Here is a 25,085-nt window from a genome sequence, read left to right as displayed (position 1 = left end):
ACAATAAAGACAGATTCAAGCAAAGGACAATGGGGAAACCGTCCTTGCGAGGGCGGCAGCTACCCTGCCGCTTCCTCCGTCACGACCTCGAAGCGCATCAGGCGGGCGGGCCCGAACGCCGTCGAAAGCGCGACGTCTGTCGCATCGCGGCCCGTCGCCATCAATATGCGACCGATGCGGGGCGTGTTGTGGCGTGCGTCGAGCGTGTACCAGCGACCGCTGAGATACACTTCGAACCAGGCGCTGAAATCCATGGGATGCGGATCCCTAGGGACACCGATATCGCCGAGATAACCTGTGCAGTAGCGGGCGGGAATGTTCATGCACCGGCAAAGCGTGATCGCGAGATGTGCGAAATCACGGCATACACCGGTCCGATCGTTGAACCCGCCATATGCGGTTCGTAGCGGGTCGGCCTTGTCGTAATCGAAGGACAGGTGATTGTGCACGAAGTCGACGATCGCCTGCACACGCGGCCAGCCGAGCGGCATGGCGGAAAACCGCTTCCAGGCGAAATCCGACAGCCGATCCGTATCGCAGTACCGGCTGCCGAGCAGGAAGACCAGGACGTCGTCTGGCAGATCCTTGATGTCATGCTGGACGGCGTTCTCCGGTACGGGATCCGGCAGGCCGCTGTCGTAGATCTCGAATCGGCTGGAGATCGTCGTAAGGCCGGAAGGCGCAACGATGCGGCTGCAGGCATTGCCGAACCCGTCGAGATATTCCCATGTCTCGATCGGACGGTCGAAGGTCAGGACCTGCTCCGTCAGCAGATCGGCGCGCCGGCTGGGGTGGATGTTGAGAACCAGCAGCATGGCCGTGTCGTTCTCGCATTCGTAACCGATATCGAAGCCGGCGTGTATTTTCATTGGTATGCCCCTGAAACAGCAGTAATGACCCGCAACGCTCTCGCATGCTTGGCGTTCCATTCAGGGCGCAGGAGACCTATGCGCGCCGAGCCTTGCGGTTTGCGTAGCGCAGGTCGCGCGCTGCCTTTCGCGCCGCCTCGTCTTCGATCACGCGTGCGACACGCGCTTTTTCGGCGGTCTCGCGGGCGTGCGTCTCGGCAAGCGCGGCTGCTTGTGCTTCGGCCTGCAAAGTGGCCTCTTCGGCGGCGATCCGTGCCTGCTCTTCCGTTTTCACGCGTTCGCGCTCGATGCGGCGCTCCTCGCGTGCGGCGGCGATGAGCGCACGTTCAGCCTGGCGTTCCGCTCGGGCGGGTGCCGCGGTGACCTGGGCCGCGCGATAGGCTTTCAGCAGGGCCGACTTCGCATCGGCCGATGCCGTGCGGCGGTCGGAAAGCTGGTTGTCTCTGGCGTTCTTCAAATTTTCGTCCTGTCTATTATGGGTGGAAAGGCGTCACCGCGCCGTGGCGCGCTTTGCGACGAGAGCGGCGGTGGCGGATGCGCTGTCTTCCATTTTCTTCGCAAGGCGTGCTTCACGGAGCCGCTGGGTCTTGGCGTCGCGGTGCTGGCTGATGGAGGCAAGCTCCTCAACCGCCTCGGCCTTGGCGAAGAAAGGTGTCTGGATGGCATTGAACGCGATCTCGGCCCTCTGGCGCGAGAGGCTGTGTTTTTCGGTCATTGGATTTTCCTGTTGTGACGCCCGGCTGGCGAGTGGAAAACAAAAGGCCAGGCGGTTTGCCTGGCCTTGCTTTGGGTAACGCGCTTCCGGCAGTGCCAGTACATCCGTGGTCAAGGCGAAGCGCGACCTGATCAGGCGGCCTGGAGATTGCAGGCCGACATTTTGCCAGACTTGTTGTCACGCTCCAAGTCGAAGCCGATCTTCTGGCCTTCGACGAGCTCGCGCATGCCGGCGCGCTCGACAGCGGAGATGTGCACGAACGCGTCGGCGTCGCCGTTATCGGGCTGGATGAAGCCGAAGCCCTTGGTGGAATTGAACCATTTAACTGTGCCAGTGGTCATGATGAACCCTTTCATAGCAACATTGAGAAACCGATGCGCCAAGGCGCGCCGGAGGATGATAGCGATTTTGAAAGGAAGTTCGTTCAGGACGCGGTGCCAGACGCGCAACAAGCAAAGCTCTAAGCAAATTCGATGTGCACTTGTACCTGCGCAAGACAGGCGCGTCAACCATTAGTTTTTCCGCCATTCCATCTCGTCATTTGGTTGTGATGTGACGACTTACACTCGCCGGCCCGTTCCGCCACCGCATTGATCATTGGCCGACATCCCGGCGCCCTCAACCAAAGGGAGGATACAGGGGGTGGAAAGGGCGTAGGCAGGGATGGCCATGCCATTGAATTCACCCTTCGCGTCGCTCGTCTTGGCCTTTTGCTCGAATGGTGTGACCGGCGAATCAAACGCTATGCTTGCATCGTCGCCCATGCGACCTGACCGCTTATGGTCAGGGCATCGGCGCGATTGCAGGGGCGTCAGATGATCTTCTTGCTGCTCGAAAGCTCGGCATCTCTCGTGCTGAGCACGGTATTCGTCGTTCTGTTGCGCTGGTTGTCGGTGCCGCTTCATCTCATCGATCTGCCGGACCACCGGAAGATCCATGAGGGCGCCGTGCCGCTGTGCGGCGGGATTGCAATCTTCATGGCTTTTGCCGGCATGAACCTGATCACGGCCAACGGAATGGACGTGGGGCCGGGCTTCTGGTCGGCGACGCTGCTTGTCGTCACGCTCGGGGTGCTGGATGATCGCTTCACCCTGCCGGCGCGTGTCCGGTTCGCGGCGCAGGTCCTGATTGCGCTGGCGCTGATCGCCTCCGAAGGCCTCGGGCGGATTTCGCTCGGTGACCTGCTGCCGATTGCCGGTCCCGCGGCCTACGGCTTGCTCTTCGTCATCTCTGTCGTCTTCGTCGTCGGGCTGATCAACGCCTGGAACATGGCTGATGGCGTCGATGGGCTTGCCGGCGGTGCCGCCGCGTCCACTCTCGTCTGGATCCTCGCGCTTGTGCTCCTGACCGGGGAGGATGGGCTTGTCTTTCCGGTTGCCGCCCTGCTTGCGGCGGTCGGCGGCTTTCTCGTCTTCAACCTGCGCAGCCCTTGGCGCGCACGCGCCTGCGTCTATCTCGGCGATGCCGGCAGTACCGGGCTCGGCGCAATCATCGCCTATCTGATCCTGCGCCTGTCGGATGGCGCGGACGGACTGCCGTTTCCATCCCTGTTGTGGCTGGTGATCCTTCCGGTCATCGATACGCTGAGCCTCATGGTGCGTCGCCTGCTCGATCACCGCAGCCCCATGTCGGCGGACCGTCGGCACCTGCACCATCTCATGATCGATTCCGGTCTGTCGCCTGCCGCGACCAGCTACATCATCATTCTCGTCTCCTTCCTGTGTGGAGGCGTCGGTTATCTCGGCCTGCTGTTTGCGGTGCCGCAGCAGGTGATGGTGGGCGGCCTGCTCCTCGTCACGGTCACGCACAGTGCCTTCGTGCTCGCCGTCGAAACCGCCACGCATCGGCGTGCCGATCGGGCGGCCAGCCCTTCCATCAAGCTGCAGATATAGGAGGAGCACGATGTCGATCTCCGTTCTGATCATGACGTTGAACGAGGAGAAGAACCTGCCCGCCTGCCTCGCCTCGCTGGACTGGTGCGACGATATCGTCGTGCTCGATTCCTATTCAACCGATGCGACGGTGGAGATTGCGCGGGCTGCCGGCGCCCGCGTCTACCAGCGGGTGCACGACACGGAATCGAACCAGCGCACCTACGGGCTGAAGGAGATCGAATACAAGTATCCCTGGGTCTACACGCCCGATGCCGACGAAGTGACGCCGCCCGACCTGCGCGATGAGATGCTGGCGATCGCGCGTGATCAGAAGCGGCCCGAAAGCGCCTTCCGTATCCGCTACAAGAACATGTTCATGGGGCGCTGGATCAAGCACAGTAGCCTCTACCCGACCTGGATCACGCGGCTGGTCCGGCCCGATCGCGTGCGCTATGAGCGCGACGCCCATTCCCGCTGTCTGACCGAAGGACCGGAAGGCAAGCTCAATGCGCATTTCATCCACTACAGCTTCAACAAGGGCATGAATGCCTGGTACGACAAGCACAACCGCTACTCCTCGTCGGAAGCGCGCGAGACCGTGGTCAGCCTGCGCGAGAAGCGCGTGCCCTGGCACGATGTCCTGAGCGGCGTACCGGAGGTGCGACGACGGGCGCTCAAGGAAGTGGCCATGCGTCTGCCGTTCCGGCCGACGGCGCGCTTTCTCTACATGTATGTGCTGCGCGGCGGTTTTCTCGATGGCAAGGAAGGCTACCACTATTGCCGGCTGCTCGCCGCTTACGAATACATGATTGTCATCAAGACCGAAGAGTTGCGGCGCCGGGAAGAAGGTTTGCCGGTCTGATCGTTTGTCGCAGCCGGCGCAAGCCGTGTTGCGGCCGCCGCCGGGAGAAGAAGGCACGAGGCTCCCCTTCCGGCGGTTGAGTTTTGCGATCACGCGCATCCGGGAAGGAGGCCGCCCGTGACCCTGCTATTGACCTGCCTTCTTTGTCTGACGGTCGCCCTGCTCTTGTTGTGGGGCATGCTGGCGCCGGGCCGCATCTACCAGCTTCCCTTCCTCGTCGGTGTCATGGCCGTGAGTTTTCTTCTGCCGCAGCTTCCCGGCCTGATGGATGACCGGTTCCTGCCGCGCGGCGCCTACGACCGGATGGTGGCGTTCACGATCCTCTGCCTGGTGGCGGCCTGGCTCGGCTGGATTTCTACCCGCAAGCCGGTCGCCTTCCTGCGGGGGAATTTCAGCGAGCAACGCCTGCTGATCATCTCCGCCGCGCTTTCGGTTATCGGTGCATATTTCTATTTCAAGCTGAGCCGCCTGCCGGGCGACATGGTGGTCGGCGTGCAGATGAGCGGCGTGCCGGTGATCTATCTCTTCGTGGCACGTCTCATGACCTACGGGCTTGCAATCGGCGTCCTGTGCCTTGCGAGACGGACATCGCTCTTCGCCCTGTCCATTGTCGTTTTCGATCTCGTCTTCTATCTCGACCGCATCGTCGTCACGGGCAAACGGGCGGAAACCGTCGAGCTTTTCGCAATCTTTGCCGTCGCCTTCTGGTTCCATCGCGGGTGGCTTGCGCCGCGAACGATCATACTCGCGGGTGTCCTGCTGGGGACGTTCCTGATGAACAGCATGGGCGATTACCGCGCGATCACGCGGGAGAACGCCAGTCCGATCTGGCAGGACATCAGCCAGATCGACGTCACCGCGAATTTCAGGGCAACCCTCAAAGAGGGCGGGCTGGAAGTGCGCAATGCGATCCTGCGCATCGACCATGCCGCCGAGACGCTCGAATTCGACTACGGCAAGTTCCACTGGAACCGGCTGGTGTTCAACTATGTCCCCTCCCAGCTCGTCGGTGAGGCGGTGAAGCGGTCGCTGATGCTGAGAACGCCGGCCATGGCGCGTGACTACAACGCACTGACCGGCACGACGGAGACCGGCATGGCCGATGCGTTTCAGTCCTTCTGGTATTTCGGCGCGCTGAAGTTCTTCCTCATCGCCTATCTCCTGGCGCGGCTCTGGGCGAGCGCCAAGGAAGGGCAGGCGGCAGGGCAGATCGTCTACATGCTGTCGATCGTGCCGGCGATGCATGTTGTGTCACACCAGACCGACTGGGTCATCATGGCCTGGGTGCATATGGTGCTGTTTCTTGTCCCGTCGCTGGCGCTGGCGGCCGTTCCCGCAAGACGAGGCCGCAGCGGACATGCTGACCCGTTCGTATCAAGGAGGCTCGTTCATTCATGAAATCGCGCTATGACGATCCCGCCTTCGATGCGGGCGGCCGAGCCACACCGCTTCTCGGTGGACCGACTTTTGCGCTGCGCTTCCGCTTGATGCGGCTTGCGTGGCTGGTTGCGTGGCGCTGCCTTGCGGCCTGGACGCCGTCGCCCTTCCATCCCTGGCGAAATCTCCTGCTGCGACTGTTCGGTGCGAAGGTTCACCCGACCGCGATCGTGCATGGCAGCACGGTCATCTGGTGGCCGGGCAATCTCACGATAGGACGCAACGCCTCGATGGGGCCGGGTGTCATCTGCTACAATGTGGCGCCGGTGACGCTCGAGGCGCTCGCCGTCGTCTCGCAACGCGCGCATCTGTGCACGGGCACACACGACATCCACAAGGCTTCCTTTCCGCTGGTGGCGCGGCCCATTACGCTGCGTCACAAGGCATGGGTGGCAGCCGAAGCCTTCGTCGGACCGGGAACGAACGTGGGTGAGGGCGCGGTGCTGGGTGCGCGGGGCGTGGCGGTGAAGTCACTGGAGCCCTGGACGGTTTATGCCGGCAATCCGGCTAAGGCTGTCGCCAGCCGCCGACGGAGCGCAGACGGCATCTGACCCAAGTCCTGCCCTATCGTGTTGCTGCCGCCAGGCCGGGCTTTGCAGTCACTGGCCTATAGGCGTTGTAGAGGCTGATCGTCCGACGCGCGATCTGCGGCCAAGTGTAATTCTCGAACACCAGTTGGCGGCCCTTGTATCCCATGGCTGTCGCCGCAAGAGGGTGGGAAAGCACATCGATCAAAGCGGTGGCGATCTCCATCGGATCGAGGCTGACGACAGTGCCCGCGCCGGCGGCGGCGACCTCCGGAAAATGGCAGGCATCGGTGATGACGACGGGCGTGCCGCAGGCAAGCGCCTCGGTAATGGCGATGCTGAATCCCTCCTGGCGGCTGGGCAGGCAGAAGCAGGCGGCCGCCGCGAAGGCTTTCAGTTTGGTGCCGCCGTAGATCGGGCCGACCATGAACACCCGATGTTCCAGACCAAAGCGGCGCACGAGGTCGCGGAAGTCGTCCTCGGCGCCGCCATCGGGGCCGGCGACGACGAGATCGACATCGGGGCATTGCCGTGCCACCAGCTGGAAGGCACTTGCGAGGAGATCGAGCCCCTTCTTGTAATGCAGCCGCGACAGGAAGAGCACGAAGCGCCGCCCGGCGGGCAAGCCGATCAGCGCCGGAAAGTCAGCCGCGGCCGGCAGGGTTTCGAATTCCTCGGTGAAGACACCGTTGGGAATGATCTCGGCCGGCGCCTTCAGGTGGAGGGGCCGCATCAGCTTCACTTCGTCGCGATTCAGAGCGTGGAGAAAGGCAGCACCGTCGAGCATGCGCCGGAAGGCGACGGCAAGGGCGACACGTTTCTTCCAGGGCTTCTGGGAAAGGCTCCAGCTATCGAGCATTCCCGCAGGACAGACGCAATAGGGAATGCCGTTGCGCGTGGCTATTGCCGCCGCGCAGGCGAGGATGGGTTCCCATATACCGTGCAGATGCACCTGCGCGCTGTCGGCGAGAACGCGGGCGAGGAAGGGGCGTGCCTTCAGGCACAGGATCGCTTCGATCGTGCCCGGCGGCGGCAGGATATGCCAGACGACTCGCTGGAAGCCGGGAATGGCCGCACCGAGCCGCGCGACGCTGGCGAGCGTCCGGTCATTCGCCTGGCTGACCACGCGGACATCGTGCCCGAGGCTTGCCTGCGCTGCGGCGAGCCGCATCACCACGGCCTGCGGCCCGCCGCTGTCAGGGTCGATCGAAGTGATGACATGGACGATTTTCATGCATTGGATCCGTTGAGTGAGGACAGCACGCCGAGAAGGCGCGCGCCGTATTGTTCGACGGTGTACTCCTTTGCGCGAAGCCGGGCGTTCGCGGCCATGGTCGCGCGCGCATCCTCGTTGTCGGCAAGGTAGCGCACCGCATCGACGATGGCTTGCGGATCCCACTCCGGCACGATCAACCCTTCCACGCCATCGCGCACGACGCTTCCGGTGCTGTAGGTGGTGATAACGGGAAGCCCGCAGGCCAGCGCTTCGTAGACGACGGTCGCCGATCCCTCGCAAAGCGAAGGCAACAGGAAGACGTCCGCCCAGCGATATTCGTCCGCAATCGCTGCGCGCGGGACGATTCCCCTCAGCTCGATCGACCGGCTCAACCGGCGGCGCACCGGTTCAGGCAATCGGTCGGGGCCTGCCATGCGCATGCGCACGGCGGCGCCAAGGCGTTCGGCGGCTTGCAGCACATAGGGCGAGCCCTTGCGCAGGCCGACCTCGCCGATCGTCAATATGCGCAACGGCCCCGGTGCGCGAACCGTGGTGCTCGAGTGATCTGTCGCATCGACGCCGTAGGGGACGACCACGCAGCGCTCTGCCGGAACACCCTCGGCGACGACATGGTCGCGCACGAATTCAGAAGGGCAAACGATACGGTCGGCCAGCGCCCATTCGGCGCGCTCGCGCGCCGCGAAGGCCTCGGCGTGGGGATTGGTTTGCACCGGGCCAGCCCATTCCGGGAAGCGACGCATCTCCTCCGCGAGAATATTTTCCACGACGGCGCGCGGTGCGATCATCTGCTCCACGGCCACCCAAAGGCCCTGCCGCTTGGCCGCCTGCATCTGCTCCAGTGCGTCGCCGCTATAGGCGTACAGGCCCGCGGCATTGTGAAAGCCGTGCGTTGCGACGAGGGTCGAGAACCGGCTGCCGGCCCAGACGGCGTGCGACGCTTCTTCCGCCGCATCCTCGATGCGCAGGCGGCGGATGGCGGAGCGGACGCCGAACAGGGGGAAATCCGTAATCAGCTCCGGCGGCACGCCATTCGGGACCCGCCCGACCAACCGCTGCACCGAACGGGGCAGCAGGGCAGGCGGCAGGAGGCGCAGCAGCGCCGGCCAGCTTTTCGTGCCGCAGATATCGGTGAAGAAATGGCCAAGTTGCCCTTCCTTCGCCAGGATGCGGGCGACGGCATAATGCATGCGGGCACCGAGCTGGCTGACGACGACGGTCTGGGTCATGATGGTCGGTGCTCCAGCATGATGGTGCCTGCCGGAACGGGTTCCTTTTCGGCGATCTCGGCGAGAAGAGCGCTCCAGGTGGTCAAAGCGCGGTCATAGGCATAGTCGGCTTCCAGCACGGCTCGCGCGGTTGCACCCATCGCCGCAACCCTTTCGGGGTCGGCGGCGAGATCGGATATGGTTCCGGCCAGCGTTTCCGCGTCGCCGATCTCGATGTTGACGCCGCACCGCTCGGCGGCCACCACAGCCGCGACACTCCCCCTGGGGTCGCCGATGAAAAGAGTGGGTTTTCCGGCGGCCAGGATGCCGTAGAACTTGCTGGGAATGATGCAGTGCTCAAGGCAGGGCAGCAGCGAGACGACGTGGAGGTCCGGCACGCCGAGGCTTTCGGACAGCTGCCTCGCCGGTTGCAACGGCTTGAACTCGACATTGGCAAGGCCGCGCGCGCGGACGGCTTCCATGACGGATTGCAGCTTGTGGCCGCCCCCGACCATGAGGAAGCGGACGTTCGGGTGGTCCTTCAAAAGCGTTGCTGCTTCGATCAGCGTCTCGAACTCGTGGGCGCGGCCGAAATTGCCGGAATAGCCGACGACGAACTTTCCCGCATAGCCCCAGGCGGCGCGCAGCGGGTTGTCTTCCTTCGCGACGGGTTGGATTTCGGCGGCGTCCGACCAATGGTGCAGCACGCGGATCCGTTTCCCCGGCAGGCCGCGCGCTACGAGATAGTCCGCCATCCGCTCCGTCGGGCAGATCGTCAACCGCGAATGTGTGATCGACCGGTCTCGCAGCCATGCCGCAAACCGGCCGAGGATCGGTGCAGTGCGCAGAAGACCGAGTTCGATTGCCGTTTCCGGAAAGAGGTCCATGACCCAGTTCACCATCCGGCCGCCGCGCAGCCAGATGGGCAGTGCGCAGGCAAGCGAGATCAGCGGCGGATCGGTGCACACGACGACGACATCGCCGCGCCCGATGTTGCGGGAGAGCCAGGTGAAGGCCGAAAGATGGAAAGACAGGTAATCGGCCGCCCGGCCGGGCAAGCTGCCGCGACCGAAGCGCGAGGTGGGCAGCCGCACGACCTCGACGCCCGAACAGGTTTCGCGCCCGGCTAGTGTGGCACCTGCGTCGTCGTGCAGCGTGCGGCTGGCAAGAACGGTGACCCTGCCGCCCTGCCGCGCAAGGCCGAATGCCAGCGCGGATACCATTCGGCTCGTCGCCGACTGGTCCGGATGGAAGTACCGGTTTACGAAGATCGTCCTCATGGAGCCGCCCCGCATGTTCTCCTGCGAGCCGTGATCTTGGCAGCGGAGCCGCGGGCGACAAGTTCTCCAATGGCGCTAGCGGGCATGTTGTCCTCCCACCCGGTCTACGCCTTCCGGCGTATCGGACGGTGACATCACCCATCCGACGGTCGGCGAACCGTCGTCCATCCCCCGAACGGTCACCTTGTCGGTCAAACTATCCTGCCGCTAACTCAGCCGACGGTGTGCGGAGGATCGTGCACGGCATTTCCTCGTGTGAAAGCTGGTGGCGCATGTCTGAAAAGAAAGCCTTGATCATCGGCGTGACGGGCCAGGACGGCTCCTATCTCACCGAACTCCTTCTGGAAAAAGGATACCGGGTGCACGGTCTCAAGCGGCGCTCGTCCTCCTTCAACACGGCCCGCGTTGATCACCTCTATGTCGATCCGCGTTCGCCCGATGTGCGTTTCCACATGCATTTCGGCGACCTGACGGATGCGACGAACCTCTGCCGGGTCATCCAGGAGGTTTGCCCGGACGAGATCTATAATCTCGGCGCGCAGAGCCATGTGCAGGTGAGCTTCGAGACACCGGAATACACCGCCAATACGGATGCGCTCGGCACGCTGCGCCTGCTGGAGGCCATGCGTCTTTTGAAGGTGGGAGATCATTGCCGCTTCTATCAGGCGTCGACCTCCGAACTCTTCGGCGGCCTCGGTGAGACGCCGCAGCGGGAGGGTACGCCCTTCCATCCGCGCAGCCCCTATGCCGCGGCCAAGCTCTACGCGTACTGGATGACGGTCAACTATCGCGAGGCTTACGGCTTCCATGCCTCGAACGGCATTCTCTTCAACCATGAAAGCCCGCGTCGCGGGGAAACCTTCGTCACACGCAAGATCACCCGGGCGGTCGCCGCGATCGAATGGGGGCTGCAGGACAAGCTCTTCCTCGGCAATCTCGACGCCAAGCGCGACTGGGGCCATGCGCGTGACTATGTCGAGGGCATGTGGCGCATCGTTCAGCAGGACGTTCCCGACGATTATGTGCTTGCGACCGGCACCACTCATACCGTGCGGGAATTCGTCGAGCGCGCCTTCGAAGTCGTCGGGAAGTCCATCGAATGGGATGGCGTCGGCGTCGACGAGATCGGTTATGACCGCCGCAGCGGCCGCACCCTGATACAAATCGATCCGCGCTACTTCCGGCCGGCTGAGGTGGATATCCTGCTTGGTGATGCCAGCAAGGCACGTGACAGGCTGGGCTGGCAGCAGACCGTGTCCTTCGAGGATCTCATCTCGGAAATGGTGGAATCGGATCTGCGCGTCATCACGAGGGAGGAAGGCCGCAATGATCTCCACGGATGACAAGACGGCGCTATCGTACGATCTGCGCGGCAAGCGGGTCTGGGTCGCCGGTCATTCGGGAATGGTCGGCTCCGCCCTTCTGCGACGGCTCAAGCGGGAACGGTGTGATATCCAGACCGTCTCGCACGCCGAGGTGGACCTGACGCGCCAGTCCGAGACCGAAAACTGGATGCGCAAGGCGCGCCCGGAAGCAATCTTCATAGCATCCGCGCGCGTCGGCGGTATCGGGGCGAATGCGCGCTATCCCGCGGAATTCCTGTCGGAAAACGTGCTCATCCTCGTCAATGTCATCAGGACGGCGTCGGAACTCGGTGTCGAGAAGCTGATGTGCCTGGGATCGAGCTGCATCTATCCCAAACATGCCGAGCAGCCCATCCACGAGGATGCGCTTTTGACGGGCAGCCTGGAGCCGACGAATGAAGCCTACGCGCTTGCCAAGATCACCGGTCTGAAGCTCGCCGCCGCCTATGCGGAGCAATATGGCCGCCGCTTCATCTCCGTCATGCCGACCAACCTCTACGGCCAGAACGACAATTTCGATCTCGACCATTCCCATGTGATACCCGCGCTGATCCGCAAGATGCATGATGCGAAGGTGGCCCATCGCGACAGCGTCGTTGTCTGGGGAACGGGCACGCCGAAGCGGGAATTCCTGCATGTCGACGACCTTGCGGATGCCTGCGTTTTCCTGATGAAGGCGTATGAGAGCCCGAAGCCGATCAATGTCGGATCGGGGGAGGAGATTTCCATCGGCGAACTGGCGTTCCTGATCGCCGACATCGTCGATTATCGCGGCCACATCGTCTTCGATGCCTTCAAGCCGGACGGCGCGCCCCGCAAGCTTCTGGACACGTCCCGGCTCCGCGGGCTCGGCTGGTCGCATGAGACGCAGCTTCGCACCGGCATCCGCGACCTGTATCAGCGATGGAGAGAAAGCGACCGTAAGCCCGCCGTGCGACAGGATTATCCCTGATCGGTCTGCGCCAGCATGACAAGCCGTGCGAGCGCCGGAAGGGAGTGGACCTGCATGCGCCGCATGATCGCGGCCCGATGGGCTTCGACCGTGCGCTGGCTGAGGTCCAGATCCTGGGCGATGATCTTGCTGGGCTGGCCGGCAAGCACCCGGTCGAGGATTTCCCGCTGGCGGTCCGTCAGGCGCGAGAGCCGCATCTTCGCCTCCAATTGTCTTTTGTTCTCGGCGCCTGTGTGGGAACTGTGCGAAAGAGCCTCGGTGATGCTCGCGAGCAGATCGGCGGGGCTGACCGGCTTCTCGATGAAGTCGGATGCCCCTGCCTTCATCGCCGCGACTGCGGTTGCGACATCGCCCGCGCCGGTGATCATGACGATCGGCAGCTTCACCCCGCGCCCGCGCAGGGTATGGAGAACGTCCAGACCGCTCATTCCCGGGAGCCTCATGTCGATCACGAGGCATCCCATGGCTGCGCCGTCGAGTGCTGCAAGAATGGTCTCGCCATTGGGAAATGTCTGTACACGATGTCCCTCCGCTTCGAAGAACTCCTGCAAGGAGTCTCTCGTGTCGCGGTTGTCCTCGACGACGAAGATCGTCGATTTATTGGGCGAGGGAGCCCGGAGATCCGGCGGCTGCGCTGCGGTATGCTCGATCCTGCTCGCCTGCAGCATGAGCTGGATCGCCTTGAGGAGATCGCCGAGGCTCACTGGCTTGGGCATGTACAGGCAATCCTCGGACGATAGAATGCGAAGGGCTTCTGCCGTGATGTCCCCGGTGAGGATGATCGTGGGGATGCTGCGGCCCAGGATCGAGCGAATCCTCCTGGCGACATCCATGCCGTTCGCCCCGCCTGGAAGATTGTAGTCGGCGAGGATCAGCGTGGGAGCCACGGTTCCCTTCGCAACGAGGTCCACTGCGGCTGCGCCATCGTCTGCGGCATAGACAAGGTGCTGTTCGTCGCGCAGCCCGATCTCGATCAGGCTGCGGACCTTCCTGTCATCTTCAACCACGAGAATGGTGCCATGCAGAGCCGGGCCCGGCTGGCTGCGTCTCTTCATCGGTGGTGGTGCGTGCTGCGCGTCTTCCCGGCCAAGCGCGACATGGACGGAGAAGACCGAACCCTTGCCCGGCACGGAGCGAACCTGAATGCGGTGGCCGAGCAGCGTGCTCAGGCGCTTGACGATGGAAAGGCCGAGGCCGAGGCCGAGATCGGTTTGGGCTTCCATATCGGTTCCATCACCGATTGCCTGATGGTACTCGTCGAAAATGGTCTGGAGTTCATGGGCCGCAATGCCGACGCCGCTGTCCCAGATTTCAATGGTGAGCGCATCCTCATGCCTGCGGCACCCTAGCAGGATCTTGCCCCGCCGCGTGTACCTGAGCGCGTTCGACATCAGATTGCGGATCATTTGTTCGAGAAGCCGCGGATCGGTCCGAACCAGCAGGCTCGACGGTACAAAGCGAAGAGAGAGCCCCTTTTCCATCGCGCCATAGCTGAATTCGTCGTTCAGGCGTTGCAGAACGTCGTTGACCCTGCATGTCATGATGCGCGGATAGACCGTGCCCGCCTCGATCTTGTTGATGTCCAAGAGCGCGTTCAGCATGCCGGACATCGACATGAGTGTATCGCGGAAGCTCCGAACGAGCTTCTGGGAGCGTTCCCCCTCCACCGATTTCTCCAAGAGGCCTTGCAGGAGCGCGAGCGACTGAAGCGGTTGGCGCAGGTCGTGGCTTGCCGTGGCGAGGAAGCGGGACTTTGCCGCATTTGCGCGTTCCGCCGCCCGCTTTGCCCGCGCGAGCGCTTCATGGGCGCGGTGTTGCGCGGATACGTCCGAAAAGGTGATGACGACACCTTCCGTGCCGCCTTCACGGGTTCTGTACGGCACGACGCGGCGCATATGCCAGGCGCCGTTTGCCACGCGGATTTCACGCTCCCTGGCCACGCCGTCGTTCAGGACCGCCGCAGCGTCGTCGAGCAGGGTCGGATCCGGCGCGCGCGCGTTGATGTCCGCCAAATGCTGGCCGACATCGCCCATCGTGACATTGAAAACCGAGCGTGTTGCCGGCGTGAAATAGCGGATGTTCAGGTGGCGATCGAGGAAGACGGTGGCGACGTCAGTGCTGTACAGCATGTTCTCGATGTCGCTCGCCGCAGCGCGCTGAAGCGGTTCATCGCTCTGCTCTTCGTGAGACGGCGGGGCAGCGGCCACCGGACTTGGTCCGGCCGTATCGAGAAAGCTGACGAGAAAAAGATCCTCGCCATCGCTTATGATCGGCTGCACGGCGATATTGTAGCGCAGTCGTGCATCTGAGCTGTCTTGGTGCAGGCCGACGGCCATCGTGCGTCCCTTTTCCTCATCCGCCCTGCGCAGTGCGGAGCGGAGCTCGGCGTGCACGCTGCGCGGAATGATGGCGAAAAGGTCCTGGTTTGGATTGTCGGGCGCGGCGCGCAGATAGCGTTGCACCGGACCGAACCAATAGAGGCATTGGTGCTGCCGGTTGATCAATACCGTGGCCGGGGCATAGCCGTCCAGGATCGCGCGGCGACAGAGATCGGCCAGCTCCGACTGCTCCGATAAAGGCGTCCGTTCCGTTTGTACGGCGATATTGAGGCTGACTGCCTCAGTGCCCTGCGGGTGCAGGGCCTGCGCGATCGCCGATAGCGGCATGAGATGTTCCGCAAAGTCCGGATAGATCGTGTTTCCGGAAACGCGTTCATCGTCGATTTCGGCGGGATCCCGCACGCAGATGCGCCCGCCGGCTTCTCGAAGAAGGCGGATGCCGATGTTTGCGCCAGCGCCGGTGCCGGAAAGGACGACAGCTGTAGCCCGCGCGCCGTACTCATCGGCGAGAGAACGCAGCAGGATATCATAAGACGTTTGCATGCCTTGGGAACCGGGCGGTTTGATGAGGCGGATCGTGTCGTTCTTCAGAACGATGTACCCGCCGGGCGGAACGATGAAGAGATGTTCCGGCGCCAGCGCAAGGCCTTCCGCCGCGTGGACGACCGTCCTGTTCATATTGCTTGAAAAGAGCTCGGCCAGCGGGGTTTGGGGAGCGCGGTCCTCATGTTGCACGAGGACAAAGGCATTGCCGCCACCCAGTGGCACGGCCGTAAGCAGGGTCCGACAGGCATTGAGTTCGCTGGCTGATGCGCTGATCGCAACGACGCCAGCAACAGGGTCTCCAGGGGCAGAGTTGCCCCGAGACGAAATTCCCGGAAAAGGTCGAACTAAACTCATGGGTGCAATCTCAATAATAATGCACGCAAAGTGAGAATTCACCAGGCTTATATTGAGCTCGTTATAGTATAGGCGTCGTTATCCTGATTGCATACCCGCAGACGTACGTATTTTCCGAATCTGTTCGCGGGAAATCCATTTTGATATGAATTTAAAATTGTAAAAGGTAACGAAGAAGGGAATAAAATTTAGTCCATATACGTTTATCTGATGTGCCGTCCTGAGAGAGTTTTATCCCGCTGGGAGCTTGTTTATTAGAGAGCGATTCTCTTGATTTATTTTCCCAATCGCTGGGGGTGGACACGATGGTTGAAATTGGGGGTGCCAACGGATTAAGTCATCGGCCTGTAGCAAACGGGGCTGTCCGGTTACCGGCTCTCAAGCTTGCCGATACTGCGAAAAACGCTTTGACGGACCTGCGTGTCCTGGACGTGATCGACGAACGGGCGCTGGATCGCGAGTGTCTTTCTCAAAGCCTCGTATCGCATGGCCTCGACATGACGATCGTGCTTTTCAACTCCATCGAAGCATGGATGTCCAAATACGCAGAGGCATCGAGCGGCGTTCTGATCAATATCGGCAGTCGCGATTGTACCGAGCCTCGCATCGAAAACAACATTCGCATGCTGGTATCGCGGTTCCCGAATCTGCCGGTCATCATCCTCTCCGACAATCATGATTTGCGCCAGGTTCTGACGGCGCTCGATCTCGGGGTCAAAGGGTTCATTCCCTCGGCGGTCGGCATTTCCGTGTGCGTGAAGGCGATCTCGCTTGCGCTTTCGGGGGGCGTCTTCATCTCCACCGAGAGCCTGCCTGAACTGCGCAGACTGATGTCGGCAGCCGATCAGCAGGAGCGCAGGCGGGCGGAGATTTTCACCTGCCGGGAAGAGAATGTGATCGCCATGCTCAAGCTCGGCAAGGCCAACAAGATCATCGCTTATGAGCTCGGCCTGCGTGAAAGCACGGTCAAGGTCCACATCCGCAACATCATGAAGAAGCTCAAGGTTCGCAACCGGACGGAAGTTATCTTCAAGCTCAACGATCTCTACGGCTGATCCCTACGCCTATCGGCCATGCCCTATCCACCAAGAGCGCGGATGCGCCTGCCGCGCATGGCGCGATAGTGCCCGGACGGGCTGGCGGGGCAGAGGAGACTGCGATGGATGCCTTCATTCACGACTTCGAGAATTCGGATCGGCTTCGCCAGCGGGCGCATCGGCTCATCCCGGGCGGCGCGCATACTTATGCCAAGGGCGATGACCAGTATCCCGTCCTGTCGCCCGGCTTCATCGTCAGCGGTTACGGCTGCCATGTGTGGGATGTCGACGGCAACGCCTATATCGAATACGGCATGGGCAACCGTGCTGTCGGTCTCGGTCACGCCTATCGCCATGTCGTGGAGGCCGTCGCGCGGCAGCTGGAATTCGGCTGCAATTTCACGCGGCCTGCGAGCATTGAGGTCGAATGCGCCTCGACCTTCCTCCAGATGGTTTCCGGCGCGGACATGGTGAAGTTCTGCAAGGACGGCTCGGACGCGACCTCTGCGGCGGTGCGCCTTGCGCGGGCCGCAACGGGCCGGGACCTCATTGCGCGGTGTCGGGACCACCCGTTCTTCTCGACCGACGACTGGTTCATCGGCACGACGGAGATGAATGCCGGCATTCCCGAAGCTGTCAGGGATCTCACGCTCGGCTTCCGCTACAACGATCTCGATGACGCGCGCGACCTCTTCGCCCGGCACCCCGGCAGGATCGCCGCCCTCATTCTGGAGGCTTCGCGCGGCGATGATCCTGCCGAAGGCTATTTGCAGGACTTGCAAGCACTTTGCCATGCCAATGGCGCGCTCCTCATTCTTGACGAGATGATCACCGGCTTCCGCTGGGCGCGCGGCGGCGCGCAGGAATATTACGGTTTTCGGCCGGACCTTTCCTGTTTCGGCAAGGCGCTCGGCAACGGCTTCGCAATCTCCGCGCTCGCCGGCAAGCGTGAATTCATGGCGCTCGGCGGCATCGAGCAGACAGAGAAGCCGCGCGTCTTCCTGTTGTCCACCACCCATGGTGCCGAAACCCATGCCATGGCGGCCGCGATCGCGACCATGCATGTCTATGCGCAGGAACCCGTCATCCCGCATCTGCGCAGCCAGGGAACGCGGCTCAAGGCGGGCATCGAGCAGGCGGTTGCCCGGCATGGTCTGGAAGGCTTCGTCGGTGTCACCGGTCACCCCGCCTGTCTCAGCTACGTCACCAAGGACGGTAGCGGAACGCCTTCCCAGGCCTTCAGGACGCTGCTGCTGCAGGAAACCATCCGCCGCGGCGTCCTCGCGCCATCGCTCGTGGTGAGCTATACGCACGGAAACGACGAGATAGACCAGACGATCGAGGCCTTCGACGGCGCGCTCGGCGTCTATCGTGCGGCACTCGATCACGGCGTCGAGAACTATCTGGTCGGCCGCCCCTCGGACGTCGTTTTCCGCCGCTTCAACACTGCGCCACGGCCTCACAGCGTTGGGCCGGTCGCGAGGGCCCAGACGGCCTGACCTGCCCGAAAGCGGTAGGAAGAACTGCCGATACGCCATTCGGGTGCGTGCCGCCGTCATTGTCGTCAATCGTGGTCCGCATCGTGCCGACGTAGCATCTCCCTTGGCAAAGAAGTTGGGGAGACACGGACATGAAATTGCTTGTGACGGGACATCAGGGTTACATCGGCTCCGTCATGGTGCCGATCCTCCTGGCGGCAGGGCATGAGGTGCATGGCTACGACAGCAGGCTCTACCGGCGATGCACCTATGCGCCTGGCGGGCCCATGACGGAGGTTCCCTCCACGCTGAAGGATGTCAGGGATATAACGCCTTACGACCTCGAAGGCTTCGACGCCGTGATCCATCTCGCGGCCCTGTCGAATGACCCGCTCAGCAATCTGGATCCCGATGTCACCTATGACATCAACCACAAAGGCAGCGTGCGCGTTGCGCGTGCGGCAAGGCAGGCCGGCGTCGCACGCTTTCTCTTCGCCTCGTCGTGCAGCAACTACGGCCTAGCCGGCGAGGGCCTTGTCGACGAAGACGCGCCGCTCAATCCGGTATCGGCCTACGGCCGCTCCAAGGTGATGGCAGAGGCCGACATCGCGGAGCTGGCCGATGCCGGCTTCTGCCCGGTCTTCCTGCGGCCGGCGACGGCCTATGGCCTGTCACCCATGCTGCGCTTCGATATCGTGCTCAACAATCTGGTCGCGTGGGCGGTCACACGGGGCGTTATCCTGCTCAAGTCGGACGGTACGCCGTGGCGGCCGATCGTGCATATCGAGGATATCTCGGGGGCATTTCTTGCGGCACTCGAGGCGCCGAGGGATGCGGTCTTTGCCGAAGCGTTCAATGTCGGCCGCACGGAGCACAATTATCAGGTCAGGGACATCGCGGATGTGGTGGCGCAGACCGTGCCTGGGTGCCGGCTGGACTATGCCAGCGAGGCCGGGCCCGACCCGCGCTCCTACCGCGTCGATTTCGGCAAGATCGCACGCACCTTGCCGGCCTTCCGCCCGAAGTGGGACGTGGTGTCAGGGGCGCAGCAGCTCTACGGCGCCTATCGGGCTTCCGGCCTGACGCTCGAGGAATTCGAGGGGCCGCGCTACCAGCGTATCGGCCATATCCGCTCGCTTCTTGCCAGCAATACGCTCGACCGGAACCTGAGATGGCGCGCGCCGGCGAAGGTGCTCTCGGACAGGATCGAAATGCGTGCCTGAGGGACGGCGATGAACGAGGCGGCGCGGTTCGCTCCATCGGCAGAGGCCACGGCCGATATCGGCGGGGAGATCCACGCGCTGGTTTCCCGCCTTTTTCCGATCTGCCGCAGTATCACGGGTGAAGGCGTGCGCCGCACGCTCGCGATCCTGTCGGAGCATGTCGACGTTGCGGTCCGTGAGGTGCCTTCGGGCACCCGGGTCTTCGACTGGACCGTGCCGCAGGAATGGAATGTCCGTGCGGCCTCCATCCGCGATGCGAGCGGCAAGGCCGTGGTCGATATCGCGGCTTCCAATCTCCACCTTGTCGGTTACAGCGAGCCTGTCGCCCGCCGCATGCCGCTTTCGGAGCTTCGGACGCATGTCCACACGCTGCCGGACCAGCCGGAAGTCATCCCTTACCGCACGAGCTACTACAGCCGCGACTGGGGCTTCTGCATGGCGCACCGGGAGTATCTGGCGCTCAATGATGGAGACTACGACGTCGTCATAGACACCACCTTTTCTGACGGTTCGCTGACCTATGGAGAAGTCTTCCTGCCGGGCGAGACCGATCGCGAGGTGCTGCTCAGTGCGCATATCTGCCATCCTTCGCTCGCCAACGACAACTGCTCCGGGCTCGCGGTTCTGGCCTTCCTGGCACGGGCGCTGGCCGGGCGGCGCAGGCGGTTCGGCTACCGATTTCTCTTTGCGCCAGGCACGATAGGGGCGCTTTGCTGGCTCGCGACAAACGAGGAGCGGCTTTCGCGGATCGATCATGGCCTCGTGGTTTCCTGCATCGGCGACGGCGGCGGGCCTGTCTACAAGCGCAGCAGGCGCGGCGATGCGACGATCGATCGGGTGATGGAGGTCATCCGGTGTGATGGCCGGAAGATCGCGATGATCGATTTCAGTCCCTTCGGTTATGACGAGCGGCAATTCTGCTCGCCAGGTTTCGACCTGCCTGTCGGCCTCCTGCAACGCAGCGCCTTCGGCACTTTTCCCGAATACCACACATCGGCGGACGATCTGGACTTCGTGCGCCCGGAGCATCTTGCCTCCTCCTTTCGCATGATCATGGACATTATCGAGGTCATCGAAACCGACAGGATACCGCTAAACCTGTCACCGAAGGGCGAGCCGCAGCTTGGAAAGCGCGGGCTGTACGCGACGACCGGCGGTCACAAGACGACGCCTGACGTTACCATGGCATACCTCTGGGTGCTGAATCTCGCCGACGGCAGACATTCCCTGCTCGACATTGCCCGCCGATCCGGGCTTCCTTTCTCGGCGATCGCCGCAGCGGCAACGCGACTGGAGGCGTGCGGACTGGTCGGAAATGCTCAGGCGTGATGTACGCTGTCCGCAAGCAGCGGCCAGCTCCTGTCCTTTTCCGACATCACGGCCGGTGCTGCCGGCCAGTCGATCGCAAGGGCGGGATCATCATAGCGCAGGCCGGCGGCGGCGGACGGATCGTAGCGCGTCGATATGAGATAGCCGACCACCGCATCCTCCGTCAGCGACAGGAAACCGTGGGCGCATCCCTTGGGAATATAGAGCTGGCGCATGTTGTCGGCGCTGAGTTCCGCTGCCGTCCAGCGGCGATAGGTCGGCGATTGTGGGCGAAGGTCGACGGCGACGTCCCAGATCGCGCCGTTCAGGCAGGACACCACCTTTACCTCCGCATGCGGCGCGTGCTGGAAATGCAAGCCACGCAGCGTGTGCTTGGCCGTCGAGCGCGAAAGGCTGTGCTGGACGAAGTGGTGTTCGAGCCCGCGGAGATCCATCTCGTCGATGCAGAAGGTCCTGACGAACGAGCCTCGCTCGTCACGGATCGGCGACGCTTCGATCAGCCATACGCCTTCCAGGTCGGTTCTGGTGAACAGCATCGGTTCTTCCTCTCCCGTTTTCCTGAGTGTGACGACCGCAGCCAGGCTGCCAAGTGCGGTTTCCGACGTATCTTTCGAGCGTAGCGGGTAGGATGGTCAATGTTCGTTTAAGTGCGTTTCATGTTGCTACGCCTTTCGGACAGTTGCGGTATTCGCAAGGTAGTATGGCCGGCTTCGTCCGCCATGCCTAATCTGGCACCACGTCGAGAAACGGTCCCTTCGCGGTTAGGCTAGCTTCGATCGCCTCCCATGTCGGTCCCGACCGGATATCTCCATGGAGGCATTGTCATGAATTTTCAGGCCAGCCATTCGCTTGATCCGTCTCCCAGCCTGTCGCTTCGGCCGCCGTGCCGCCTGTGCGGCAGGACCTTGAAACATACCGTCGTCGATCTCGGCATGTCGCCGCCGTGCGAAAGCTTTCGCCAGGAAAGCGAACTCGGCCTGATGGAGGCCTACTACCCGCTGCATGTGCGTGTGTGCGAAGAATGCTTGCTGGTGCAGCTGGAGGAGTATGTCAGTCCCGAAAGCATCTTTGAGGAGTATGCGTACTTCTCCTCCTACTCCACCAGCTGGGTCGCGCATGCCGAGCGCTACTGCGAGAAGATGATCGATCGCTTCGGTCTCGATGCACGCAGCTTCGTCGTCGAGCTCGCCAGCAACGACGGTTATCTGCTGCAGCATTTTGTGGCGCGCGGCATTCCCGTTCTCGGCATCGAGCCGGCGATCAACGTGGCCGAGGTGGCGATTTCCCGCAGCATACCCACGAAGATCGCCTTCTTCGGCAAAAGGCTTGCGGGCGACATGGCAGCGGTCGGCCACACGGCGGACCTGATCGTCGCCAACAACGTGCTGGCGCAGGTGCCTGATATCAACGATTTCCTGGGCGGCATGAAGCAGATCCTCAAGCCACAGGGCGTGATCACGCTGGAGTTCCCGCATGTCGCGACGATGATCGCGCAGAACCAGTTCGATACGATCTACCACGAGCACTTCTCGTATTTCTCCTTGTTCACGGTGCAGGTTGCCGCCCGCATGCATGGACTGGAGGTCTTCGATGTCGAGGAACTGCCGACCCACGGCGGCTCGCTCAGGGTCTATCTCGGCCATGCCGGACGGTCCGGTGTGATCAGCGCGAATGTCGCGGCGCTCCTGCAACGCGAGCAGCAGGCGGGCCTGCACGGCGTTGCGGCCTACACGTCCTTTGCCGACCGTGCACGACAGGCCAAGCGCAACCTCCTCTATTTCCTGATCAGCGTGAAGGAGAGGGGAGTGCGCATCTGCGGCTACGGCGCACCCGGCAAGGGCAACACGCTCCTCAACTATTGCGGTATCGGCACGGACTTCCTCGATTTCACCGTCGACCGCAATCCCTACAAGCACGGCCGCTTTACGCCGGGCATGCATATTCCGATCCTTCCCGTCGAGGCGATCGATCGCCACCGCCCGGATTACATCCTGATCCTGCCCTGGAACCTGAGGGCCGAGATCGTCGGTCAGATGCGCCATGTCGGCGAATGGGGCGCGAAGTTCATCGTTCCCATCCCCGAGGTCTCCGTCATCGATCCGCTGGAGGATCTGTCATGAAGGTCGTTCTTTTCTGCGGCGGGCGCGGAACACGCATCCGCGAATATTCCGAGGCCATTCCCAAGCCGATGATCCCGCTCGGCGCGCAACCGATCCTGCGCCATGTCATGCAGTATTACGCGTCCTACGGCCACGACGACTTCACCCTGTGCCTCGGCTACAAGGCGAATGTCATCAAGGACTTTTTCCTGACATGCCGGCCGCAGACATTTTCGGACTGCATCGTGTCCGGTGAGGGACGGGTCGAACTCCTCGGGGATGCACAGGAACACTGGCGCATCGCGCTGATCGATACCGGAATCTGGCGCAATATCGGCGAACGCCTGTGGGCCGTGCGCGAGCAGGTGCGCGGCGAGCGGATGTTCTTGGCCAATTACAGCGACGGCCTGACCGATGTCGACCTCGACGACATGATCGCCCGCTTCGAGGCAAGCGGCAAGATTGCCTGCTTCCTCGCGGTACGGCCGCCGCTCACCTACCATCTTGCCGATATCGATGAGGCGGGCCAGGTGCGGGAATTCCGTTCGTCCGACCGGTCGGAGATCTGGATCAACGGCGGCTATTTCCTGATGCGTCAGGAGATCTTCGACTACATGCGCGAAGGTGAGGAACTGGTTCTCGAACCCTTCGAGCGGCTGATCCGGGACGACATGCTGATGGCGTACAAGCACGAGGGCTTCTGGCGCTCGATGGACACGCTGCGCGACTGGCAGATGCTGGAGGAAATGGTGGAGCGCGGCGAGATGCCGTGGGTGCGTCAGACGGAAGGGGAGCGTGTTTCCCGGCTGCGCAAGGTCGGTCGATCATGAAAATGCTGCCTCTCGCCTCCGCCGGGCACCGGCTACGAGTCCTCTGCCTCGGCGCGCATGCCGACGATATCGAGATCGGAGCCGGCGGCACGATCCTCGGCCTGATCGCTGCCGGCGTGGATCTGGAGGTCTTTTGGTGCGTGATGAGTGCAACGCCGGAGCGAGCGACCGAAACGCGGCTGGCCGCGGCCGCCTTCCTCGAGGGCGCGGCCTCGGCGACGGTAGAGGTCTGCGGCTTCGAGGACAGCTATTTTCCAAGCCAGAGCCGCGAGATCAAGACATTCATGCTGTCCTTGCGCGACAGGGTGGATCCGGACGTCATTTTCACCCACAGCCGCCATGACGCACATCAAGATCATCGAGAGCTAAATAAGTTAACAATGAATATATTCAGGGACCATTTCGTCTTAGAATATGAGATCCCGAAATGGGACGGGGATATCACGCAGCGTAACGCCTACGTGCCTCTCCAGCCCGGCGTGATCGATCGCAAGATCGATCTGCTCATGGCGCATTTCGCGACGCAGCGGTCCAAGGACTGGTTCGACGCGGACGTCTTTCGGGGTTTGGCCCGCATGCGCGGGATGGAGTGCAGATCGCCCTCGCTTTTCGCGGAGGCTTTCACAATACGCAAGATGGCCCTGGCATAGGACCGGCAACACATTCGAACGCAGGCCCGGACTCGTAATTCTGACCAGGAAATTAGTGAGGGGTACCATGGCGAGAAGTGACAGAGCGGATTTCGACGACCAGGCGATCGATATTTTCCGGGCAAGGAACGCGGTCGGCAGCGATCAGGAGACGGAAATCAGGGTGCCGGTCGATCGGCGGCCTCAGCAATATGCCGCAAGCGACTATGTCGCGATCTTCGACAAGCGCAATCTCGATCGGGAATGTCTGGCAAACAGCCTGCATTCTCACCGTATCGGCATTAATATCTTCACCTTTTCAGGGCTGGCCTCCTGGCAGCAGAGCAAGGCAAATCTCGGCACCCTTCGTGCCAGCCTCGTCAATATCGGCAGCAAGAGTGTTTCGGATCCCGGCCTGAGGGATGAGATCACGCAGCTTCTGACGACACTGGAACCGGTGCCGGTCGTGGTGCTGTCGGACAACCAGACGCTTGAGCATGTGCTTGATGTCATCGATCTCGGGGTGCACGGCTTCATCCCGAGTTCGGTCGATATCGATGTCTGCATCGAGGCGATCGGGCTCGCCATTGCCGGCGGGCAGTTCGTGCCGGCCAGCAGCATATTGGCGATGCGCGGCCTGCTCGGCAGCTATCCGCAGAAATTCTGCAGCCGGGATGCCTTCACCGTGCGACAGGCGGCCATCGCCGAAGCGTTGCGGCGGGGCAAGGCCAACAAGATGATCGCCCGCGAACTCAATCTGTGTGAAAGCACGGTCAAGGTTCATATCCGCAACATCATGAAGAAGCTCGGTGCGACCAATCGCACGGAGGTTGCCTGCAAGTTCGGCGAGATCATGTCGGACGATGCCTATCAGAACAGCCGGATGTAACCGGTTCCTA

24 protein-coding genes are annotated in these 25,085 nt (G+C 62.4%); 14 read left to right on the top strand and 10 right to left on the bottom strand.

The window, feature by feature from the left end; all coding sequences use genetic code 11:
• Window positions 1-59 precede the first annotated feature (59 nt).
• The 5 genes from K6301_RS18600 to K6301_RS18580 all read right to left on the bottom strand — a co-directional run bounded on the left by K6301_RS18600 (window position 60) and on the right by K6301_RS18580 (window position 2,348).
• Complete coding sequence (locus K6301_RS18600; RefSeq protein ID WP_247222025.1) at window positions 60-869, bottom strand: transglutaminase-like domain-containing protein; 810 nt, start codon at window positions 867-869, stop codon at window positions 60-62.
• A 76-nt stretch (window positions 870-945) separates the two neighbouring features.
• Window positions 946-1,326 carry a DUF6481 family protein gene (locus tag K6301_RS18595; protein ID WP_247222024.1) on the bottom strand — a complete coding sequence of 127 codons (381 nt, stop codon included), beginning with the start codon at window positions 1,324-1,326 and terminating at the stop codon, window positions 946-948.
• Window positions 1,327-1,359: 33 nt separating this feature from the next.
• Window positions 1,360-1,584, bottom strand: coding sequence for a hypothetical protein (locus K6301_RS18590; protein ID WP_247222023.1), 225 nt, complete (start codon window positions 1,582-1,584; stop codon window positions 1,360-1,362).
• A gap of 131 nt (window positions 1,585-1,715) precedes the next feature.
• Window positions 1,716-1,925, bottom strand: a complete 210-nt coding sequence (locus tag K6301_RS18585; protein ID WP_241601389.1) for a cold-shock protein — start codon at window positions 1,923-1,925, stop codon at window positions 1,716-1,718.
• 219 nt (window positions 1,926-2,144) lie between these two features.
• Window positions 2,145-2,348, bottom strand: a complete 204-nt coding sequence (locus K6301_RS18580; RefSeq protein WP_247222021.1) for a hypothetical protein — start codon at window positions 2,346-2,348, stop codon at window positions 2,145-2,147.
• 51 nt (window positions 2,349-2,399) lie between these two features.
• On the opposite strand from K6301_RS18580, the gene K6301_RS18575 reads away from it, so the two are divergent.
• The 4 genes from K6301_RS18575 to K6301_RS18560 all read left to right on the top strand — a co-directional run bounded on the left by K6301_RS18575 (window position 2,400) and on the right by K6301_RS18560 (window position 6,308).
• Window positions 2,400-3,476: an MraY family glycosyltransferase gene (locus K6301_RS18575; protein WP_247222020.1), complete on the top strand. Its 1,077-nt coding sequence runs from the start codon at window positions 2,400-2,402 to the stop codon at window positions 3,474-3,476.
• Between the two features lie 10 nt (window positions 3,477-3,486).
• Entirely contained in the window at window positions 3,487-4,320 is an 834-nt protein-coding gene (locus K6301_RS18570; RefSeq protein ID WP_343298958.1) for a glycosyltransferase family 2 protein, read from the top strand.
• A 117-nt stretch (window positions 4,321-4,437) separates the two neighbouring features.
• Entirely contained in the window at window positions 4,438-5,718 is a 1,281-nt protein-coding gene (locus K6301_RS18565; protein ID WP_247222019.1) for a hypothetical protein, read from the top strand.
• Window positions 5,715-6,308: an LbetaH domain-containing protein gene (locus tag K6301_RS18560; protein WP_247222018.1), complete on the top strand. Its 594-nt coding sequence runs from the start codon at window positions 5,715-5,717 to the stop codon at window positions 6,306-6,308. The genes K6301_RS18565 and K6301_RS18560 overlap by 4 nt, the downstream gene beginning before the upstream one ends.
• Window positions 6,309-6,321: 13 nt before the next feature.
• Here the strand turns inward: K6301_RS18560 and K6301_RS18555 are convergent, their stop codons facing one another.
• Genes K6301_RS18555 through K6301_RS18545 form a run of 3 tightly spaced genes read right to left on the bottom strand, consistent with a single transcriptional unit; the run spans window position 6,322 to window position 10,006 of the window.
• The gene (locus tag K6301_RS18555) at window positions 6,322-7,518 is read right to left on the bottom strand and encodes a glycosyltransferase (RefSeq protein ID WP_247222017.1); all 1,197 of its coding nucleotides are present in this window, start codon (window positions 7,516-7,518) and stop codon (window positions 6,322-6,324) included.
• On the bottom strand, window positions 7,515-8,747 hold the full coding sequence (locus tag K6301_RS18550) for a glycosyltransferase family 4 protein (RefSeq protein ID WP_247222016.1): 1,233 nt from the start codon (window positions 8,745-8,747) through the stop codon (window positions 7,515-7,517). Before K6301_RS18550 ends, K6301_RS18555 begins: the two co-directional genes overlap by 4 nt.
• Entirely contained in the window at window positions 8,744-10,006 is a 1,263-nt protein-coding gene (locus K6301_RS18545) for a glycosyltransferase family 4 protein (protein WP_247222015.1), read from the bottom strand. Before K6301_RS18545 ends, K6301_RS18550 begins: the two co-directional genes overlap by 4 nt.
• Before the next feature lie 272 nt (window positions 10,007-10,278).
• On the opposite strand from K6301_RS18545, the gene gmd reads away from it, so the two are divergent.
• On the top strand, window positions 10,279-11,349 hold the full coding sequence (gmd, locus tag K6301_RS18540) for a GDP-mannose 4,6-dehydratase (RefSeq protein ID WP_134648692.1): 1,071 nt from the start codon (window positions 10,279-10,281) through the stop codon (window positions 11,347-11,349).
• Complete coding sequence (locus tag K6301_RS18535; RefSeq protein ID WP_281505902.1) at window positions 11,333-12,322, top strand: GDP-L-fucose synthase family protein; 990 nt, start codon at window positions 11,333-11,335, stop codon at window positions 12,320-12,322. The genes gmd and K6301_RS18535 overlap by 17 nt, the downstream gene beginning before the upstream one ends.
• Here K6301_RS18535 and K6301_RS18530 read toward each other — a convergent pair.
• A complete protein-coding gene (locus tag K6301_RS18530) occupies window positions 12,313-15,603 on the bottom strand; it encodes a response regulator (protein ID WP_247222014.1) in 3,291 nt (1,096 codons plus the stop codon). The genes K6301_RS18535 and K6301_RS18530 overlap by 10 nt on opposite strands.
• 263 nt (window positions 15,604-15,866) lie before the next feature.
• Here K6301_RS18530 and K6301_RS18525 point away from each other — a divergent pair, with 263 nt between their 5' ends.
• From K6301_RS18525 to K6301_RS18510, 4 genes are all read left to right on the top strand, one after another.
• On the top strand, window positions 15,867-16,616 hold the full coding sequence (locus tag K6301_RS18525) for a LuxR family transcriptional regulator (RefSeq protein ID WP_134648695.1): 750 nt from the start codon (window positions 15,867-15,869) through the stop codon (window positions 16,614-16,616).
• A 104-nt stretch (window positions 16,617-16,720) separates the two neighbouring features.
• Complete coding sequence (locus K6301_RS18520; RefSeq protein WP_247222012.1) at window positions 16,721-18,097, top strand: glutamate-1-semialdehyde 2,1-aminomutase; 1,377 nt, start codon at window positions 16,721-16,723, stop codon at window positions 18,095-18,097.
• Window positions 18,098-18,228: 131 nt separating this feature from the next.
• Window positions 18,229-19,299, top strand: coding sequence for an NAD-dependent epimerase/dehydratase family protein (locus K6301_RS18515; protein ID WP_247222010.1), 1,071 nt, complete (start codon window positions 18,229-18,231; stop codon window positions 19,297-19,299).
• Window positions 19,300-19,308: 9 nt separating this feature from the next.
• Window positions 19,309-20,628, top strand: coding sequence for a DUF4910 domain-containing protein (locus tag K6301_RS18510; protein ID WP_247222008.1), 1,320 nt, complete (start codon window positions 19,309-19,311; stop codon window positions 20,626-20,628).
• On the opposite strand, the gene rfbC is transcribed toward K6301_RS18510, so the two are convergent.
• Window positions 20,619-21,164, bottom strand: coding sequence for a dTDP-4-dehydrorhamnose 3,5-epimerase (gene rfbC, locus K6301_RS18505; protein ID WP_247222006.1), 546 nt, complete (start codon window positions 21,162-21,164; stop codon window positions 20,619-20,621). The two genes, K6301_RS18510 and rfbC, sit on opposite strands and share 10 nt — an antisense overlap.
• Before the next feature lie 288 nt (window positions 21,165-21,452).
• Here rfbC and K6301_RS18500 point away from each other — a divergent pair, with 288 nt between their 5' ends.
• The 4 genes from K6301_RS18500 to K6301_RS18485 all read left to right on the top strand — a co-directional run bounded on the left by K6301_RS18500 (window position 21,453) and on the right by K6301_RS18485 (window position 25,075).
• On the top strand, window positions 21,453-22,748 hold the full coding sequence (locus tag K6301_RS18500; protein WP_247222005.1) for a class I SAM-dependent methyltransferase: 1,296 nt from the start codon (window positions 21,453-21,455) through the stop codon (window positions 22,746-22,748).
• Entirely contained in the window at window positions 22,745-23,557 is an 813-nt protein-coding gene (locus K6301_RS18495; protein ID WP_134648701.1) for a glucose-1-phosphate cytidylyltransferase, read from the top strand. Before K6301_RS18500 ends, K6301_RS18495 begins: the two co-directional genes overlap by 4 nt.
• Window positions 23,554-24,207, top strand: coding sequence for a PIG-L deacetylase family protein (locus K6301_RS18490; RefSeq protein WP_247222004.1), 654 nt, complete (start codon window positions 23,554-23,556; stop codon window positions 24,205-24,207). Before K6301_RS18495 ends, K6301_RS18490 begins: the two co-directional genes overlap by 4 nt.
• A 67-nt stretch (window positions 24,208-24,274) precedes the next feature.
• The gene (locus K6301_RS18485; RefSeq protein WP_247222003.1) at window positions 24,275-25,075 is read left to right on the top strand and encodes a helix-turn-helix transcriptional regulator; all 801 of its coding nucleotides are present in this window, start codon (window positions 24,275-24,277) and stop codon (window positions 25,073-25,075) included.
• Window positions 25,076-25,085: the final 10 nt, after the last annotated feature.

Source organism: Shinella oryzae (genome assembly GCF_023038235.1).
Classification (GTDB): domain Bacteria; phylum Pseudomonadota; class Alphaproteobacteria; order Rhizobiales; family Rhizobiaceae; genus Shinella; species Shinella sumterensis.
Note: the sequence above shows the minus strand (reverse complement) of the source record. Positions and strands in the feature narration are given on the sequence as shown.

Coding starts and splice junctions, on each gene's coding strand:
- K6301_RS18600 (WP_247222025.1), bottom strand. CDS start 869: ATGAAAATACACGCCGGCTTCGATATCGGTTACGAATGCGAGAACGAC.
- K6301_RS18495 (WP_134648701.1), top strand. CDS start 22,745: ATGAAGGTCGTTCTTTTCTGCGGCGGGCGCGGAACACGCATCCGCGAA.
- K6301_RS18550 (WP_247222016.1), bottom strand. CDS start 8,747: ATGACCCAGACCGTCGTCGTCAGCCAGCTCGGTGCCCGCATGCATTAT.
- K6301_RS18500 (WP_247222005.1), top strand. CDS start 21,453: ATGAATTTTCAGGCCAGCCATTCGCTTGATCCGTCTCCCAGCCTGTCG.
- K6301_RS18520 (WP_247222012.1), top strand. CDS start 16,721: ATGGATGCCTTCATTCACGACTTCGAGAATTCGGATCGGCTTCGCCAG.
- K6301_RS18555 (WP_247222017.1), bottom strand. CDS start 7,518: ATGAAAATCGTCCATGTCATCACTTCGATCGACCCTGACAGCGGCGGG.
- rfbC (WP_247222006.1), bottom strand. CDS start 21,164: ATGCTGTTCACCAGAACCGACCTGGAAGGCGTATGGCTGATCGAAGCG.
- K6301_RS18545 (WP_247222015.1), bottom strand. CDS start 10,006: ATGAGGACGATCTTCGTAAACCGGTACTTCCATCCGGACCAGTCGGCG.
- K6301_RS18580 (WP_247222021.1), bottom strand. CDS start 2,348: ATGGGCGACGATGCAAGCATAGCGTTTGATTCGCCGGTCACACCATTC.
- K6301_RS18535 (WP_281505902.1), top strand. CDS start 11,333: ATGATCTCCACGGATGACAAGACGGCGCTATCGTACGATCTGCGCGGC.
- gmd (WP_134648692.1), top strand. CDS start 10,279: ATGTCTGAAAAGAAAGCCTTGATCATCGGCGTGACGGGCCAGGACGGC.
- K6301_RS18485 (WP_247222003.1), top strand. CDS start 24,275: ATGGCGAGAAGTGACAGAGCGGATTTCGACGACCAGGCGATCGATATT.
- K6301_RS18490 (WP_247222004.1), top strand. CDS start 23,554: ATGAAAATGCTGCCTCTCGCCTCCGCCGGGCACCGGCTACGAGTCCTC.
- K6301_RS18525 (WP_134648695.1), top strand. CDS start 15,867: ATGGTTGAAATTGGGGGTGCCAACGGATTAAGTCATCGGCCTGTAGCA.
- K6301_RS18570 (WP_343298958.1), top strand. CDS start 3,487: ATGTCGATCTCCGTTCTGATCATGACGTTGAACGAGGAGAAGAACCTG.
- K6301_RS18585 (WP_241601389.1), bottom strand. CDS start 1,925: ATGACCACTGGCACAGTTAAATGGTTCAATTCCACCAAGGGCTTCGGC.
- K6301_RS18510 (WP_247222008.1), top strand. CDS start 19,309: ATGAACGAGGCGGCGCGGTTCGCTCCATCGGCAGAGGCCACGGCCGAT.
- K6301_RS18590 (WP_247222023.1), bottom strand. CDS start 1,584: ATGACCGAAAAACACAGCCTCTCGCGCCAGAGGGCCGAGATCGCGTTC.
- K6301_RS18515 (WP_247222010.1), top strand. CDS start 18,229: ATGAAATTGCTTGTGACGGGACATCAGGGTTACATCGGCTCCGTCATG.
- K6301_RS18560 (WP_247222018.1), top strand. CDS start 5,715: ATGAAATCGCGCTATGACGATCCCGCCTTCGATGCGGGCGGCCGAGCC.
- K6301_RS18575 (WP_247222020.1), top strand. CDS start 2,400: ATGATCTTCTTGCTGCTCGAAAGCTCGGCATCTCTCGTGCTGAGCACG.